Here is a 15,626-nt window from a genome sequence, read left to right on the forward strand (position 1 = left end):
CCACGGAGCATGAGCGAATCCGATAGGAGTCGACGGACCGGCAGTGCGGGCCGATTTGGGGCCCGTTACGGTCGGCTGGCCCGCCGACGGGTAGCCGAGATTGAGGCGGACATGCACGCGGATCACGTCTGTCCGGAGTGTGGATCGGAAGCCGTCGACCGCAAAGGAAGTGGCATCTGGGAATGTGGTAGTTGTGGCTACAAGTACGCCGGAGGCGCGTACCGGCCGGAGACCCCTGGTGGCCAGGCCGTCACCCGCTCCATCAGAACCGCCCTCTCCGAGGGAGACGGGGAAGAAGCGGAGTCCGAGGAATAATGTCCTACAAGTGCTCCAGGTGCAAACGTGACGTCGAACTCGACGAGTACGGTGGCGTCCGCTGCCCGTACTGTGGGCATCGCGTGCTGCTGAAGGAGCGCAGTCGGGACATCAAAGAAGTCCCAGTCGAGTAGTGCACGAGACGGTCCTCTCTCTTTGGTATCCGGCAGCAAAAACGGCTGCTCGAATCGAAGCAGCACTGCAACCGGAAGCCGGGGACATCGCCGGCGATCGAACCACGGTTTCTATCACTCGATCCGAGCGCGAGCTCCAGGTGGAAATCCAAGCGAGCGATCCAGTCGCACTCCGAGCCGGCCAAAACACGTGGCTAGGTTTTGTTGAAGTCGCCGAGGCGATGGACTCGATCGGCGATGAATTCGCGGCGACGGTCGACCGCTGATCAGGCCGGAGGTCGTGCTCCGAGTTCGAGATCAAGTTCGGTCCGCTCCCCATCACGATACACAGTCAGCGTAACAGTGTCGCCAGGGTATGTGTGCAGGAGTAAGTAGCGGCTCAAATCCTCGTGACTCCGCACCGGCGTTCCGTCGATGGCCACAAGGACGTCGGCGTCCCGTGGCACCCCTCCGCTTTCATCCCACGTTCCGGCCCGAAGAACTCCCTCAGATGGCCCATCTTCAAGGACCTCGACGATAGCAATACCGGACGCTTTCGAGAGGTCGTGTGACGCAGCGACGTCAGGAGTCACCGGAATTGACCGGATACCCATATATGAATGTTCGACCCGTCCGTTCTCGATCAGTTCGGGAACGACCCGCTCAACCACATGTGCGGAGATGGCAAAGCCAACGTTGTCCCCACCTTTGGCCCGGTTCACACCAACGACGGCCCCGTCCATCGATATCAGGGGGCCCCCGCTGTTGCCCGGATTGATTGCGGCGTCAGTCTGCACGGTATCGGGGATGGAAAAGCCACCGCTGACGTCCATCGACCGGTTGACTCCGCTCACGATTCCGTGGGTGATCGTTCCCTGCAACCCGAACGGACTACCAAATGCGGCGACGAACTGTCCGGGTTCCGGCTCCCGTTCGGCCACGGGAAGTGGTTCGGTCGATACTGGGAGTGAGTCGACCTGGACCACGGCAAGGTCAGTGTAAGCATCCATACCGACCACGTGGCCGGTCCGCCAGACCCCGTCTGAGAACTGCACCGAAAGCGCTGTCGCGTCGGCCACAACGTGTTCGTTAGTCACTATGTACCGGTCGTCATAGAGAAAGCCCGAGCCTTGAGAGCTCCCCGCTGCAGTTTCCACCCGGAGAGTCACCACGGAATCGACCGTATACTCGTACAGCCCAGTCAGATTCCCTTCGAAGACAGTGCCATTTGAGACGGTCGGAACGGGGTCAGCCGACCCTGGTGCATCCACTGATGGGCCCGTATCTGCCCCAAACACCACGACTCCAGCACCTGCACCGACCACGCTTCCGAGGAAGACTGCCACCGCGACGAAGGCAACGACTGGTCGCATTGCTGTGCGCTACACGAGCCACGCCTTCAAACGTGTCGGCACGGTAAATGGTCACACACCCCAATTCCGATTTCCAAGCCGTTCTGCAGGTGTGAACCCGTTTCTGCCGACGAACTCACAACGGGGGACTTTTTAGTCGGCACCTCCTCCGACTGACCATGCAGGGCAATCTTCCCCCGGAAGCACAAGAGAAAGTCGATGAACTCGAAGATCTGCAAGAGACTGCACAGAAGGTCGCAATGCAGAAACAGCAGGCCGAGACCGAACTCACCGATACGGAGACGGCCCTTGAAGAGCTCGAATCCATCGACTCGGAGACCACAATGTACCGGGAAGTCGGCGAACTCCTCGTGGAGACCGACTACGAAGAAGCCGAGGACGAACTCGACGAGAAGGCAGACACCCTCGAAGTTCGCGTCCAGACCCTTGAGAAGCAGGAAAACCGCGTTCGAGAGCAGTTCGAGGAACTCCAGGAGGAGCTCCAAGAAATGCTCTCCGGTGGCGGCGCAGCGGGCGGGCCGCCGTCCCCCGACATGTAAGGATGGTCGATTCAGCGACGGTCGTCGAAACGGCAAGCAATGCGGCCCACGGCTACGTTTTCTCCCGTCTAGCGAACTCTACGGTCGAAGACATCGACGTGACAGTTACCTTTGAGGACGAAGTTCTCGACGTAGAAGTCTCGATTTTCGCTCCGGAAGCAGACGCCGACCTTGAGCATATCGCACAGGACGCGGCTCGGGTCGCCGGGGAGGCGGTCGACGACCTGTTCGACGCCGAGTAGCCACTTGGGCTGTTCTCAGGACCGATTCGAGATCAACAGTTCTCAGATTGTCGTCTATCAGCGCAAACCCGCTTACGTCAGGAAGAAAATCAACAAGGTGACGGCCGCCGTTGCGACGATAACCGCCGCAGCCAGGCCACCCCCCATCGAAATGACCGCATTTGCCTGGCTCGCAAGCGTTTCCGTCCGGTCGTTCCCGAAGACAGTGACCTCTGCTGTTTCCGAGGCCATTCCCGATTCGACCGGTTCGAGGTCGGCGATTGCCCGGTCGACCAATTCGGAAATACGGGCGATAAGTTCGTCGTGATCGATGGCACTTCCCACCTGGTTCGACGACTGGACGGTGTTCACGATATGGGTGTCCGTCGTCATGACTTCGATCTCGTCGACAGGGTCGATAGCCTCGACGATCCGAGCGCGCAGGCCCGGTTCCATGTTGTTCCCGTCGACCAGCACATAGGCCACTCGAGTCCCATCAACTGCGATCACGGAAACCCGGATCCCGAGCGGGCCGATACCTTCCTCCGGTTTCCAGTTCGTGGGGATCCAGGCTGTTCCGAGATCCAGCGGGGCGGGCTCGGTGTCTTCGAGTTGGGCAGCCGCATCGCTGACGGCTTGAATCATCTCGAAAGATCGACTGCTCCCGGGAGCGACGTGGCCCATGTCGTCCCCCTGAAGGCCGTTATTGCTGTTGTGAGCGTCAACGATCAGGATATCTTCGAGTCCTTCGACCCGAGCCTCGGCACCAGCAGCCAGGCCGACGGCGTATTCGATGTCGTCGGCGAAGCCTGGGGCAAACGAAGTGATGAAAATGCCGTCGCCGTCGACTCGCTGCCCGAGAACGGACGCTTCGCCTTTCTCGACTCGGAGCGGCCTGGATCCTAACTCAGTGTAATTGATTTGGTCGACAGCCGAATCAGCGGCCTCGATGAGGGTATCGACCTCGCGTTCGGTAACGAGATTGAAATCGTGTCCTGCGGTTGCGTGTGGGGGAAACGCCAGGCCTTCAGCCGATTCAGCGACGCGCTGGGGCAGGTTCCCGCCCCCGATATCGCCCATCGGCCCCGGGTGAATCATCGGAAGCACCCAGCGGGCCTTTTCCGAGCCATCCAGACGTCGGAACGCGAGGACTGTGACGGGAACGATAGCTTCCTCGCCGATCTCCTCGAAGAAGTCCTCGAGTTCCCGGGACCCTTCCGCAAGATGTCCAATAAAGCCCCGAAGGAAATCAAGGGAACTAACATCGAGACTGTTCCGCCATGGCCGATCGAGAATGCGGAGAAACGCATAGGCAACACCCGTATACAGCGCCGACATCCCGACCAGAAGGGCAAAATCGCCAGGGACAAAGGCATTCGTAATTTCCGGTGGGGCCTGGGCCGAGCGGGACAAGAGTGCCCGAAAGTAGGGTAGATCTCCAACAATCAGGAAATTCATCGTGCCACTGTACACAATGAGGAAGACACCGGCCGTCAGCGTCTGAATGCTGGCGGGAACGACCGAAGACAGTGGATGTGTTCGGGAAACCGCATGTACGACCAAAAATCGGAAGGCGAAGATCAACGCCAGCACCCCGATAAGGGCGTCATAGACGAAATTCTGACCCAGGGAGGTGAACGTGGCCACGACACCGGCAACCAGGAGCACGGCGACCGCGATCAGCAGACTCACCGTTGCTAAAAGTGTCGAGCGGTTGAACGTGAACTGGCCGCCGAGGGCGCGGTCGATCGGTCCGGTTACCACACTCGCGATGACGGTCGGTATCCCCAGATAGAACAGGCCGAGCCACGCGTCTTCGAGCACGTACCGGGAGTCAAAGGCAGCGATTCCAACCAACATAGCGATCACCATCCCGACTGCCATCGTGGAGTACCACCGCGGCGTCCGGAAGATGTAGCGGGAAAGACCAGCCAGTTCGCCCTGAGTCGTTGTCATCGTTACTCGCAGAGATCGCGGAAGTTCGCGAACAGTTCCTCGCCCCGTTCGGTATGAGCGACTTCCGGGTGCCACTGGACCCCATAGTGGTCCTGCTCGGTGTCTGCCATCGCCTCGACCCCGCACACCTCACTCTCAGCGGTTCGTTCGAACCCGGGCGGCACCTCGACGACCTCGTCGGCATGACTCGCCCAGGTCCGAATTGACGGAGCGAGTGACCCGACTAATGGGTCCGAATCGTCGAGAATGGTCACTTCCACGTCCGCATAGCCACCGTACTCACCTTCGGCGACCTCCCCATCAAGTTCCTGCGCGATGAGTTGATGCCCGAGACAGATTCCCAACACGGGAATGTCCAATTCGAGATACGCGGCCGAGTTACCCGTTTCCTCGATCGACGGGCCGCCGGAAAGCACCAACCCGTCTGCCTCGATCTCTGCCGGTGGAGTCTCGTTGTCGATCAGTTCCGTGTCAACTCCATCCAGATCGCGAAGCAAACGTTGTTCGAGATGGGTGAACTGGCCATGATTGTTCACCACATGGATGTCGGTCATTGGCGAAGTCTATCCGTGACGGACTCAAAAACCCACCCGTTTGGACCAGGCGACACAGCACTGGCGTTTCCAGAATCGGTTCACTCCCACCGATCAGCGGCCGTCTCGAACTTGAATTCCGAGAGTTCCTCGCTACGACGGGCTTCCGCGGCGGCAAGGCCCGCTGGGTCCGGATTGACGTCGTCATCGATCCGGCCCCAGGACTCGTGAACGGTCGCATGACACCACCGGCACAGCGTGACCGTTATTTCGTGAGAGACGTCCCGTTCGTCCGGGTACACGAGATGGTGTTCCTCCAGCAACGGCCGGGAATCATCATGGGCCTGGCGACGTTCCTCGAGGCCACAGCGGACACAGGTCTCACCCGCACTCGTATCGCGGTAGTGGGGGCAGTCCGGCCAGTCCCAGTCACCGCTCGCTACTGGACAGGCAAAGTCCGCGGCCCGTCGCTGAGAGGCAAAGCTCGGGTCCCGATCAGGGTGGTCCAACGGGAATCGGCACTTACCCTCGCTCGTGACGTGGTCACACCGGCGCGCCACGGCATAGGGGTCTTGAACTCCCACACTCGTCCCCGCGGGCGTTCGTTTCACATCTATCGATTGCGCTGCGGAGAGGAATCCTTTTCGCCACCCGGGTGCGAACGATGGGCGTGCAGGTAGTCCACGTCACAGAGGCCAAGCAGGACGTGCTGGCGAGGGATGTCGAGCGGGCGGACAGCACCCGCAAACAACTCCAGGGTGTGATGTTCAGGTCCTCGCTCCCGTCGGGCTACGGGCTCGTCTTTCCCTTCGAGACGGCCAAAAACCGTGGCGTTCACATGCTGTTCGTTCGGGTGCCGATCGACGTCATCTGGACGGTCGACGAGGAGGTGACTGCCGTAGGGCGACTCAAACCATGGACCGGCTACGGCCGGAACCAAGCGGACCGCATCATAGAACTCTCGGCGGGTACGGCCACCGACGTTTCTGTCGGGGACCGGGTAGTCGTTCAGGAGTGAACGTGAGCCCCCAGCCAAAAGGGGGGCGAATTCGAACTGAACTGGAGTGATTTATATAGCCCCATCCCGTTCGGCCACGTGTGGCAGAGATGACCACGGATCGATTTATTGCGGGTGCAAACTAGCGCACCCCCCAACGACGACGTACAGCTCCTCGATACCACGTTGCGGGACGGTGAGCAAGCGCCAGGTGTCTCGCTCACGGCCGAGCAGAAAGTCGAAATCGCGAGAGCCCTCTCCGAGGCGGGAGTTTCCGTCATCGAAGCGGGAAGTGCCTGCACCGGCCCGGGTGAACAGCGGGCGATCAAACGAGTCACCGAACTCGAACTTGACGCCACGGTCACGAGTTTCGCCCGCGGAGTCCAACACGACGTCGATCTAGCAATCGACGCCGGTGTGGACGGCATCAACCTCGTGGTACCGGCAAGCGACCGCCATATCGAGACGAAGGTCGGCACGTCGAAAGCGGACGTTCGACAGACGACAGCCGAACTCGTCGAATATGCGAAGGACCACGACCTCTGGGTCGAAGTTATCGGTGAGGATGGCAGTCGGGCGACCGAGGACTTCCTCGATGACCTCGCGGCGGTCTCACACGATGCTGGGGCCGATCGATTCGCCTATGCCGACACAGTCGGTCACGCGAGTCCGGATCAAGTAGCCGAGTCAGTCGAGCGACTCGCAGCCCTGGGTCCGGTTAGCGTCCATACCCACGACGACCTCGGCCTCGCGCTCATGAACGCACTCGCAGGCGTAGGCGCGGGTGCGGAGTTAGTTCACGGAACGGTCAACGGTGTTGGCGAGCGAGCGGGCAATGTTGCCCTTGAAGAGGTCGTCATTTCGTTGTTCCACGGGTACAATATGGAGACCGTCGACACCGAATCCCTCTACGGGCTCTCCGTCCTGGTCGCAGACGCGATGGGCCTGGAGTTGCCGCCAAACAAAGCAGTGAGCGGACAGAACGCCTTCGCTCACGAGAGCGGGATTCACACCGACGGCACGCTCAAGGACGAGCGGATGTATGAGCCCTACCCGCCCGAGACAGTGGGGCGTGAACGGCGGCTCGTGCTCGGCAAACACGCCGGCAAAGCAGGGGTTCAAGCCGCGTTGGAGGAACAGAACGTCTCCGTCGAGGACGATCAGCTCGAAGAAATCGCCTCGCGGATCAAGGCCCTGGGCGAGCGCGGAAAGCGAGTGACAGACACCGACCTCATGGCCATCGCGGAAGACGTCACTGACGTCGACCGCGAGCGACAGGTGGAACTGCTCGATCTGACCGCGGCAAGCGGCTCTGGCACGCCGACTGCAAGTGTTCGCCTCCGAGTGGGTGACGCCGAACGAGTCGCGAGTGGGACCGGGAGCGGGCCTGTCGACGCCGCGATGAAGGCGGTCAAGAAAGCGCTGGGGAACCTCACGTTCCATCTCCAGGAATACCACGTCGACGCCATCACCGGCGGAACCGACGCCGTCGTCACGGTTGAGGTAACATTGTCGAGAGGTGATCGGTCGGTGACCGCGACGGGGAGCGAGGCAGACATTACCCTCGGAAGCGTTCACGCCATCGTCGACGGCCTCGATCGGTTGTTAGCGAACGAAGACGGCACAGCAGTCCCCGCGGACGACTGAGTGGGGGTTCGGATTCGCGCCGTCACCGTTCGAATTTGACCCGACACAATTGATTCGCGGAATTGGGGGGTCAAAGAGGGTGCTCCAGGTGCTTGATCGGCTACCGGGTCTTCTGTAGGAAAAGCGCCGAGGGTGCGATTTGAACGCACGAGTCCTAACGGACAGTTGCTCTCGAAGCAACCGCCTTGGCCGGGCTAGGCTACCTCGGCGCAGATTATCTTTATTGACAGGCGCCATTTGTCCGTTTCGGTTCGTCGGTCCCCGTGGTTGATGGTTAGATTTCAAACCATTCAGACCGTATCATCTTTTACCACAACCGTACCACTCGGTTCTCAACATCGAATACGAGTCAAATGATGTATGTTTTTGGCCCCAGGTCCGAGCGTTTACAAACCAGGACGGAGCTACGAAGGGACATGAGCGATGAGTTGTCGGCGAGCGTGGGGGATCCAGTCCCTCCGGACGATCACCGGGCCTGGTACGCCCCAACAGTCAGGTCGCAGTACCCCGTCACGAACGGAATCGTGGCGACCGTAACGGAAACGGCGGACGGGTATCACTACCGGACCCGCGAACCGTTGTTGCACAAACGGGAGCGATCGGCCCTGGAGCAGGTCGAATCGCGGTTCAATGACGCCCACCTCTCCCGCCCACGAACCCGGGCCGGCGCGGTGGAACGGGTACAGAACGGGCTGCCCGGGCGCTTCCAGAGTCGGATTGAGGAACTCGACGACCAGTCACCTGATGGGCGACGCCGCTTGGGCTATCACGTACTCGCGTCGTTGCGGTCGCTGGGTCCGCTGACACCCCTCGCGTTGGACGATCGAGTACAAATCGCGGATACAAGCGAGGCCCAACTCGTCGTTCATACACGCGATTTCGCCCCAGCAAAAACCGAACTCCCCGTCGAAACCCCCCATCTCGAACGATTTCTCGGTGAACGGGTTACCCGACGAACGATTCCCTTTGCCGGGTTCGACGTTCCGGTCACGGTCGTGCGTGGCCATCTCCTGGGGGCTGATACCTTCGAAGTCAGTTACGTCATCGACGAACCGGATGTGTTGCCGGGAGACGAGGCGCTCATCGAAACCGTCGGCAACCGCATTCTCGAGGCGCCGCCTGAAGATGTGCTCGAGGACGAAGGCCAGAGTGTTCGAAAACGGGCCAGGGCCCTCCTCGCCCGACGGCTCAAATACCAACCCGTCGCGAGACTCCGCGACCACCTCTCCAACCTCCTGGGTCAGTTTCCGCTACCCTGGGTCACCCGACCGAATTTGACAACCTCCTGGTCCCGGAGTGAACGAATCGACGCGCTTGCGTATTACGTCACTAGGGACCTGGCTGGGGATGGGAAATTGACAGTCCCCATGCGTGATCCGGCGGTCCGGTCCATCGAGGCCAACCGAGTCGGGGATCGGATCGCCATCGTCACACACCGGGGCGAGCCCGTAGGGAACACGAGGATGCCGACAACCTTGGCCATCGACACGCTGACCGAGTTCGTCGATATCGCCCGAGCGCTTTCGGCCGATGGTGGCGTCGAATTGAGCGTCACGCGTCCCGCAGCAACCGTGACCGTCACGCGGGAAACGGCCGCGGCCGAACGAACGCTCCACTGTTCGGTCTCGCTCCCCACGAAAACCGAGTCGGGCCACGTCTCTATCACCGCCAAACGGGAACGGCCACCGTCACCAATTGGACTCGTAAAGCAGAACCAACTTACCCCACCACTGGTTGCCGGGATCTGGACCACCATCGTGAATCGAGGCACAGTCGTGTTCCTTGGCCCGGTCGACGCCGAACCGACCGTCGCGCTCGAAGCCCATACACCATTCATCCCGGTCGGTGAGCGACCCGTTGTGATCGGCCAAGACATAACCGGGATCGACATCCCTCACGAAACCGCACTGTCCGTCACCCAATCGGAATCCGCCGACACTCAGGGGGCAAGCAGCCTGGAACAGGACGCCCTTCACCCTGACGTCGCATTGTTACCTGGGATAAACACACATCAAGGAATCGGGCAGTTGGCAACGAGTATCGCCAGTGGACGGCCAGTCATTGCCGCCGCCCGGACTGCGACACGGGGGTTGCTCTCCCAGTTCGTTCGAACCGCCGATGTCGAGCACCAATTCGGCACTCAGGTTGATCTCGTCGTGGAACTTCCCCCACCGGAGTCGGACGAACCTGCAACCGGGTGGCTCCCGCTGCGAGCCGGGGCTATGGAGGAACAGACGGATGGTCCCAGCCAGGTGGAGACGACAGCAGGAATCGCCTGGACTCGATTCCGGGAAACGGATGCAAAGTCCACGACACCGGCTCTGTCTCCCCACTTCGTCTCCCGTCTTGCTGGGGACAATTCGACTGATCGGACTGACCTCGAACAGACGTTCTCTCGCCGTGTCCAATACGTGAACTACCTCGATGCAGCGGAGTCGACCGATCGGGAGAGTCTTATGAGCTTTCTCGCGGACCTCCGGACCGACGAGGCCGCGACGATCGAACGTATTCAGACCCAATGATCGGAGACCTCCGCGATCGGTTCGACGCGATAGCCTATCGATTGTTTGGACGGCATGTCGAAGCGGACCGCCACAAACGGGATCGTACCCGATACATGGCGCTTTCACGCTCGCCCCCCTTCGAGACGTTTCTGATCCGTCTTTATCTCGCTTCGTGGCTCCTGGCGCTCCCAGTCGGTGGCCTGATTGCGTTCGGAATAGCGGTCATTTTGCACCCACCACTCGCGATCGGACTGCCAGGGCCACGGATACTGTTCGAGATCCGATCACAGATCTGGATCGAGACCCTGGCCTTGTTCGGAGGGCTGCTGGTGAGCCTGATGAGCACGCTCTTCGTTCGCCAACTTGCAAGTGTCGGACTCGGCTACCTCCACAAGCGTGAGCGAGCCGACATCGAACAGACCCTTCCCGGAGCGGTCAGATTCCTTCACGTCGCCGCCTCAGGGACTGTCGATCCCCGGCGATTGTTCGAGGCTGTGGCCTCACGAAAACGGATTCACGGCGCGACCGCCCGAAGCTTCGAGGCCATTTGTCGGCGCCACGCAATAACCGGCAACATGGAAACCGCAATCAGAGTGGGCGCTCGCGATACGCCCTCCCAGGAACTGTTGGCCCCGTTTCTGCTCTCGTTCATCGAACGCTCCAGGGACGGCGAGGCGGCACTGAGAAACTTCTTGGCCGACGAGAGTCGGCTCTTGGCCGTAGAAGACGAGCGTCGCCACCGGCGCGACGGGGCGTACCTGCGGACAGTCGTCGGTCTTTTCGTTTTGCTGCTCGTTGGCCCACTGGTGGTCGGACTGGGGGTTGCCGGTGGCCTCATCGTCTTCCCTGAGTTCGGTGGCACACGAACCCCCATCCCGGTCCCTGAGCTCAGCGGATTCGTGACCGCCATTGGGAGCGCAGGTATCCTCCTGTTCGGCGGTGCCGCGGCGCTCCTGGCGTTCCTGGTTCGACCCACTGGGCACCGGTGGGCCGCTCCCGCTCCAGCCCAGAGTCTCCGGAGTGCGATTCGAACGAGCACGACGAACCCGACAAATGCCCTGCTCCTCCTACTTCCAATCGGACTCGCCGTCCTCGTGTGGGGCCACCTCTCGGAACTGCAGTTGGGGTTGGGGCTTCTGGGGGCCTACGTGGTTGTCGCGATTCCGACAGGGCTAATCGACGTGCGACGCTCACGCCGTCGGACCCGACTCGATCGAGCCCTTCCAGGATTCGTCCATGCCCTCGCAGAACGCCTCGAACGTGGACTCCCGTTTCGCAAAGCAGTCACCCAAATCGCCCAGGAAGAAGATTTCGGAGAACTCGATGACCCAGTCCGGAAACTCGCGGCGGACCTGACGTTGTTGCAAGGGCCGAATGGCGGTCGGAAGCGAGCGCTCGAACGGTTCGTCGGGCGGCTCGGAACCCCATTCGCGGGCCGGACAATCGGGCTTGCGGTCGGCGCCATCGAAGCCGGAGCCGACGCCCAGTCCGCCGTCGCTCACCTCCAGACCGAAACCGGCCGCCTCGAACACGCAGCATCGGCCCGTCGAAGTCGACTCCCGGTCATGATACTCGTCGGCTGGACTGTCGCCATGTTGATTGTCGCCATCGTGATCGCGGTGAATCTGATGGTGCTCGAAACAGCGACTCCGACTGGCCCCGTCGCGGGCGTCGCAGTCGAGGCGGTCGACGGTACCACACGGGAACGCCCCCTCTTCTACGTGCTGACCCAAGCCACGATGCTCACGAGCGGGTGGTTCGCTGGCCTCTCTGGGCGCGGTGTCTACGAGGCGTTACTCCATTCCGGCGTGCTGGTCGCGATCACCTGGACCGGGTTCAGACTGGTGGGCCTCGTTTGAGGAGGCGCTCACGTCAAGGCCCCACTCATCGGCTCGCTGTCTGGCCTCCATCGCCGCCCGTTTCTGGATCGCCTCGATTTTGTCCTCGTCCGCAAGAAACGCTTCAACTGCGTCGAGTTCATCACCGGGGTCGGGGGAATCAGGTGGGTCGGCAACCGCACGGGTTCGGCTGGCGAGTTCTGCGTCCCCGAGTACCTGCTCGGCCGGGGTTGCCGGCGCCAGGTCGCCGGTCCGGAGCTGTTCTGGATCGGAGAGTTCCACGAGTCGGACCCGGTAGGGACCCGTTTCAGCGATGTCCGCGAGCGCCTCCGAACCGGTACGGCCGGTACCGGTATGGTGAGCACGCGTCGGGACCCCCTTGTCGAACCACAGGACACAGTGCCCCGCTTCATCACCAAGAAGACCCGCCTGCGGAACGATTTCCCCGTACCCGACCAGTTCGGTTTCGAGTGCCTCCCAGAGTGGATCGGCGACTGACATGACGACGCGATCAAAGCGCGCCCGGCCATCAGGCCGACTCATGGACCATCAGGAATCACGGCGTTCCGGAACCGGTCGGCGACCCGGTCCGGCGCCGCTGTTGCGACCGATAGCTCATCAGCGATCGAACTGAACGCCTGTCCGGCCGGACTGTCCGGAGCATGGGCTACCAGTGGCGTCCCCGCCTTGCGCGCTTCCCGGGCCGCATCGTCCATTGGAACAGTGCCGAGAACGGGGCCCTCGACGTAGTCCCCCGCTCGCTCGCTGATCCGCGACACCTCCGCCGGTTCGTGGACCTTGTTGAAAACCAGCCCAGCAACGTCAGTCCCGTACGCGGTGGCATATTCCTGGACTTTCAACCCATCCGTAATAGCCGGGATCGTCGGTTGGACCACCAGAACGATCCGATCCGCGATGACGATGGGAAGCACGGCGTCACGACTCCCGAGGGTCGCCGGGGAATCGAGCAGGAGAACGTCAGTCTGTGCTGCCAGATCTGCGATGACAGCCTGTAATCGGGCGGGATCCGCATCGCTAAACGCGTCTAAACTCGTCCCGCAGGGAACGATATCCATCCCATATCGGTGATAGACCGCCTCGGAGAGGGGGACCGTCGAGTCCTCCTGCAACAAATCATGAAGGGTCACCGGCACGTCGGCCAGACCGGCGTGAAATAACAAGTTGGCCATTCCTGTGTCCGTGTCGATGACAGTGACGTCATACCGCTCTGCCAGGCTCATACCGAGCGCTAACGTCGCCGTCGTCTTTCCGGTACCACCCTTTCCTGAGGCCACCGCAAGTGCTTCTACCATCCGAACCTCCCCATTCGGGACCGGGTCCCGACCCGATCGTGAGCGGTGTGGGTTACGTGCACGATTCGAGAGCAGGCTTGGGGGTTGAATTATGTTACGAGGTGACTCGAGACTGCAAGTTTGTGTGGCAAATGCCAATAGCCTCCAAACCGCTCTGTCACGTTTGCCCAAGTGACCCCCGGAGGGCGAATCGTCACGACTTTTGCCTAGGCCTGCAAATTTCGTGGTATGGATACCGTCACCCCGCCCACACCGGGGCACTTCGCACCGGAAATGTCGGCGTTCGGCTGGATGATGGCTGCCGGAATTGCGCTGATTCTCATGCCGCTCTGGCCCCTCCTCGCGATCATGTGGATCTTGGGGAAAACGGGCACTCGGGGCAAGAAACGCGGTGAAAAGCACCCCGACGACGACATTCCGATCTAAGCGTCTCACCGGTTGGTTGTGAGTCCGAATTTGGACCCCCCGCAAGGAACTCACGGTCAGAAACTATATCCCTGAGAAACTCCCGCTACTGAGTAATGGACCCGCTCGGCTGGATCCTCCTTACGACGTTCCTGATCAGTCTCCTCGCCTGGATCGGGATCTTGGCCTTTTTCGTCAATGACACGATGCTGGACCGGATTCTGTTGGTCCTCGTCGCGCTGGCGGCGGGAGCGCTCATTGGCGGGGCCTTCCTTCACCTCCTCCCCCGGGCGATCCACAAATACGGGGCCGACAACACGCTCCCGATGTTTCTCTACTTGATCGCGGGGTTCTGTCTGTTTTACGTGCTCGAACAGTTCATTCACTGGCATCATCACCACGGCGCGACCCATGACAAGGACGCCGTCTCCTATCTCGTCCTCATCTCGGATACGGTTCACAACTTCATCGACGGACTGGTGATCGCGGGCTCGTTTCTCGTGGGTGTGGACGTGGGTCTCGTGACGGCGGCCGCGATCGGACTCCACGAAATTCCGCAGGAAATCGGTGACTTCGGGGTGCTCGTGTACGGGGGATTCGAGCGCTTCCAGGCACTCGTCCTCAATTACATCACCCAAGCGGTCGTCATCGTCGGTGGGCTCGTCGGCTATGGATTTACGAGTGTCTTTGGGGGGACCCCAACCTTCCTCCTGCCCTTTGCGGCCGGGAACTTCATCTATATTGCCAGTTCGGACCTGATCCCGGAGATCAAACACGAAGAGGACCACCGAAAGGCCGCGGTCTATTTCGCTGTCTTTCTCGGTGGCATCCTTCTAATGCTCGGGATCAAACTCCTCCGTCAGGGTCTCGGGTAGCAACGGGACTCGCCGGAGCAGGCAAACCTTTGCGGATTGGGGCCAGATATCATGCCGGTTAGTACCAATGCCAGTCCGACATGCAACAGCAGAATGGTCCGGAACCCTTCGTGACGGAGACGGAACGATGTCACTCGGAAGCGGAGCGTTCGAAGGGGCTTACTCTTTCGCCTCGCGCTTCGAAGATGGTTCAGGGACAAATCCAGAGGAATTAATCGGGGCTGCCCACGCAGGTTGTTTCTCGATGGCGCTCGCGAACGAACTCGCAGAGGCCGGCTATGATCCAGACCGCGTGGACACCGAGGCGGCAGTCAATCTCGACGCCGAGTCCCTCGAAATCAATCACGTGAATCTGACCCTCCAAGCGAAGATTCCGGACATCGACCCGGAGACATTCCAAGAGTTTGCCGCCGTGGCGAAGGAGAACTGCCCAGTGTCGAAGGCCCTGACCGGGGTCGAAATCACGCTTTCGGCGACGCTGGTGGACTGACCCCGGAACTGTTTTTGGCCGGGGTCGAGTGGCCCTGGGCATGACAGGCATCGTGTTTTTCGGCTCGCCCAATTACGAGTCGATCGCGTCGTTTTACGTCGAGGAGGTTGGGGCCGAATTGTGGCTCCGCCAATCCGCCTGTCGGATCCTGTCTTACGACAACCTCCTGTTCGGTTTCTGTGCGAGCGAGGAACCCGACACCAACGGCGTGCTGACCTTCGTCACCGAAGGTCGGGCGGGTGTCGACGCGTTTTACAAACAGTTTGCCGACCGCGCCACGGGCGAGCCAAAGGTAAACGAGGACTACGATATCTATCAGTTCTTCGCGGACGATCCGGAGGGACGGACGATGGAGTTTCAGACGTTCCTTCAAGAGACCGAGCCGGTTTGATAAGGTAAATTTATGATAGGTAAAATATTTTATCTGCCACCGTTGAGAGATGCAGTACCGTTGCTCGCTGATACGTCCCTTGAGTGTCAATATTCCCAATTTTTAATATCCTATTA

At 60.7% G+C, this 15,626-nt stretch carries 19 protein-coding genes and 1 tRNA gene; 13 read left to right on the plus strand and 7 right to left on the minus strand.

Annotation, left to right across the window (positions count from 1 at the left end):
- The first annotated feature begins 9 nt into the window (after positions 1-9).
- The 3 genes from V5A26_RS05190 to V5A26_RS05200 are packed head-to-tail and all read left to right on the plus strand — an operon-like array spanning position 10 to position 715.
- Positions 10-315, plus strand: coding sequence for a 50S ribosomal protein L37ae (locus V5A26_RS05190; RefSeq protein ID WP_332320179.1), 306 nt, complete (start codon positions 10-12; stop codon positions 313-315).
- Positions 315-449 carry a DNA-directed RNA polymerase subunit P gene (locus V5A26_RS05195; RefSeq protein ID WP_332320178.1) on the plus strand — a complete coding sequence of 45 codons (135 nt, stop codon included), beginning with the start codon at positions 315-317 and terminating at the stop codon, positions 447-449. Before V5A26_RS05190 ends, V5A26_RS05195 begins: the two co-directional genes overlap by 1 nt.
- Positions 449-715 carry a KEOPS complex subunit Pcc1 gene (locus tag V5A26_RS05200; protein ID WP_332320177.1) on the plus strand — a complete coding sequence of 89 codons (267 nt, stop codon included), beginning with the start codon at positions 449-451 and terminating at the stop codon, positions 713-715. Before V5A26_RS05195 ends, V5A26_RS05200 begins: the two co-directional genes overlap by 1 nt.
- Here V5A26_RS05200 and V5A26_RS05205 read toward each other — a convergent pair whose 3' ends face one another.
- The gene (locus tag V5A26_RS05205) at positions 716-1,801 is read right to left on the minus strand and encodes a S1C family serine protease (protein ID WP_332320176.1); all 1,086 of its coding nucleotides are present in this window, start codon (positions 1,799-1,801) and stop codon (positions 716-718) included.
- 158 nt (positions 1,802-1,959) lie between these two features.
- On the opposite strand from V5A26_RS05205, the gene V5A26_RS05210 reads away from it, so the two are divergent.
- Positions 1,960-2,340, plus strand: coding sequence for a prefoldin subunit beta (locus V5A26_RS05210; protein WP_332320175.1), 381 nt, complete (start codon positions 1,960-1,962; stop codon positions 2,338-2,340).
- Positions 2,341-2,342: 2 nt separating this feature from the next.
- Positions 2,343-2,582, plus strand: coding sequence for a DUF3194 domain-containing protein (locus V5A26_RS05215; RefSeq protein WP_332320173.1), 240 nt, complete (start codon positions 2,343-2,345; stop codon positions 2,580-2,582).
- A 72-nt stretch (positions 2,583-2,654) separates the two neighbouring features.
- Here V5A26_RS05215 and V5A26_RS05220 read toward each other — a convergent pair whose 3' ends face one another.
- From V5A26_RS05220 to V5A26_RS05230, 3 genes are all read right to left on the minus strand, one after another.
- Positions 2,655-4,517 carry a DUF2070 family protein gene (locus tag V5A26_RS05220; protein WP_332320172.1) on the minus strand — a complete coding sequence of 621 codons (1,863 nt, stop codon included), beginning with the start codon at positions 4,515-4,517 and terminating at the stop codon, positions 2,655-2,657.
- Between the two features lie 2 nt (positions 4,518-4,519).
- A complete protein-coding gene (locus V5A26_RS05225) occupies positions 4,520-5,071 on the minus strand; it encodes a GMP synthase subunit A (protein ID WP_332320171.1) in 552 nt (183 codons plus the stop codon).
- An 80-nt stretch (positions 5,072-5,151) separates the two neighbouring features.
- A complete protein-coding gene (locus V5A26_RS05230) occupies positions 5,152-5,661 on the minus strand; it encodes a DUF7097 family protein (RefSeq protein WP_332320170.1) in 510 nt (169 codons plus the stop codon).
- 53 nt (positions 5,662-5,714) lie between these two features.
- Here V5A26_RS05230 and V5A26_RS05235 point away from each other — a divergent pair, with 53 nt between their 5' ends.
- Together V5A26_RS05235 and V5A26_RS05240 are read left to right on the plus strand one after the other, a co-directional pair.
- Positions 5,715-6,068 carry a DUF192 domain-containing protein gene (locus V5A26_RS05235; RefSeq protein WP_332320169.1) on the plus strand — a complete coding sequence of 118 codons (354 nt, stop codon included), beginning with the start codon at positions 5,715-5,717 and terminating at the stop codon, positions 6,066-6,068.
- 108 nt (positions 6,069-6,176) lie between these two features.
- Positions 6,177-7,694 carry a 2-isopropylmalate synthase gene (locus tag V5A26_RS05240; protein WP_442908729.1) on the plus strand — a complete coding sequence of 506 codons (1,518 nt, stop codon included), beginning with the start codon at positions 6,177-6,179 and terminating at the stop codon, positions 7,692-7,694.
- Positions 7,695-7,818: 124 nt separating this feature from the next.
- On the opposite strand, the gene V5A26_RS05245 is transcribed toward V5A26_RS05240, so the two are convergent.
- Positions 7,819-7,903: transfer RNA gene (locus V5A26_RS05245), tRNA-Ser, on the minus strand.
- Between the two features lie 207 nt (positions 7,904-8,110).
- Here V5A26_RS05245 and V5A26_RS05250 point away from each other — a divergent pair.
- Complete coding sequence (locus V5A26_RS05250) at positions 8,111-10,216, plus strand: hypothetical protein (RefSeq protein WP_332320167.1); 2,106 nt, start codon at positions 8,111-8,113, stop codon at positions 10,214-10,216.
- On the plus strand, positions 10,213-12,057 hold the full coding sequence (locus V5A26_RS05255) for a hypothetical protein (RefSeq protein WP_332320166.1): 1,845 nt from the start codon (positions 10,213-10,215) through the stop codon (positions 12,055-12,057). The genes V5A26_RS05250 and V5A26_RS05255 overlap by 4 nt, the downstream gene beginning before the upstream one ends.
- Here V5A26_RS05255 and V5A26_RS05260 read toward each other — a convergent pair.
- The gene (locus V5A26_RS05260; RefSeq protein ID WP_332320165.1) at positions 11,992-12,579 is read right to left on the minus strand and encodes a hypothetical protein; all 588 of its coding nucleotides are present in this window, start codon (positions 12,577-12,579) and stop codon (positions 11,992-11,994) included. The two genes, V5A26_RS05255 and V5A26_RS05260, sit on opposite strands and share 66 nt — an antisense overlap.
- Positions 12,576-13,349: a nucleotide-binding protein gene (locus V5A26_RS05265; protein WP_332320164.1), complete on the minus strand. Its 774-nt coding sequence runs from the start codon at positions 13,347-13,349 to the stop codon at positions 12,576-12,578. Before V5A26_RS05265 ends, V5A26_RS05260 begins: the two co-directional genes overlap by 4 nt.
- A 228-nt stretch (positions 13,350-13,577) precedes the next feature.
- On the opposite strand from V5A26_RS05265, the gene V5A26_RS05270 reads away from it, so the two are divergent.
- The 4 genes from V5A26_RS05270 to V5A26_RS05285 all read left to right on the plus strand — a co-directional run bounded on the left by V5A26_RS05270 (position 13,578) and on the right by V5A26_RS05285 (position 15,510).
- Positions 13,578-13,775: a DUF7535 family protein gene (locus V5A26_RS05270; protein ID WP_332320163.1), complete on the plus strand. Its 198-nt coding sequence runs from the start codon at positions 13,578-13,580 to the stop codon at positions 13,773-13,775.
- Positions 13,776-13,870: 95 nt separating this feature from the next.
- Positions 13,871-14,629: a ZIP family metal transporter gene (locus V5A26_RS05275; RefSeq protein WP_332320162.1), complete on the plus strand. Its 759-nt coding sequence runs from the start codon at positions 13,871-13,873 to the stop codon at positions 14,627-14,629.
- A 67-nt stretch (positions 14,630-14,696) separates the two neighbouring features.
- Entirely contained in the window at positions 14,697-15,119 is a 423-nt protein-coding gene (locus V5A26_RS05280; protein WP_332320161.1) for an OsmC family protein, read from the plus strand.
- A gap of 40 nt (positions 15,120-15,159) precedes the next feature.
- On the plus strand, positions 15,160-15,510 hold the full coding sequence (locus V5A26_RS05285) for a VOC family protein (RefSeq protein WP_332320160.1): 351 nt from the start codon (positions 15,160-15,162) through the stop codon (positions 15,508-15,510).
- Positions 15,511-15,626 lie beyond the last annotated feature (116 nt).

The sequence above is a fragment of the Halodesulfurarchaeum sp. genome (assembly GCF_036626455.1).
GTDB lineage: Archaea > Halobacteriota > Halobacteria > Halobacteriales > Halobacteriaceae > Halodesulfurarchaeum.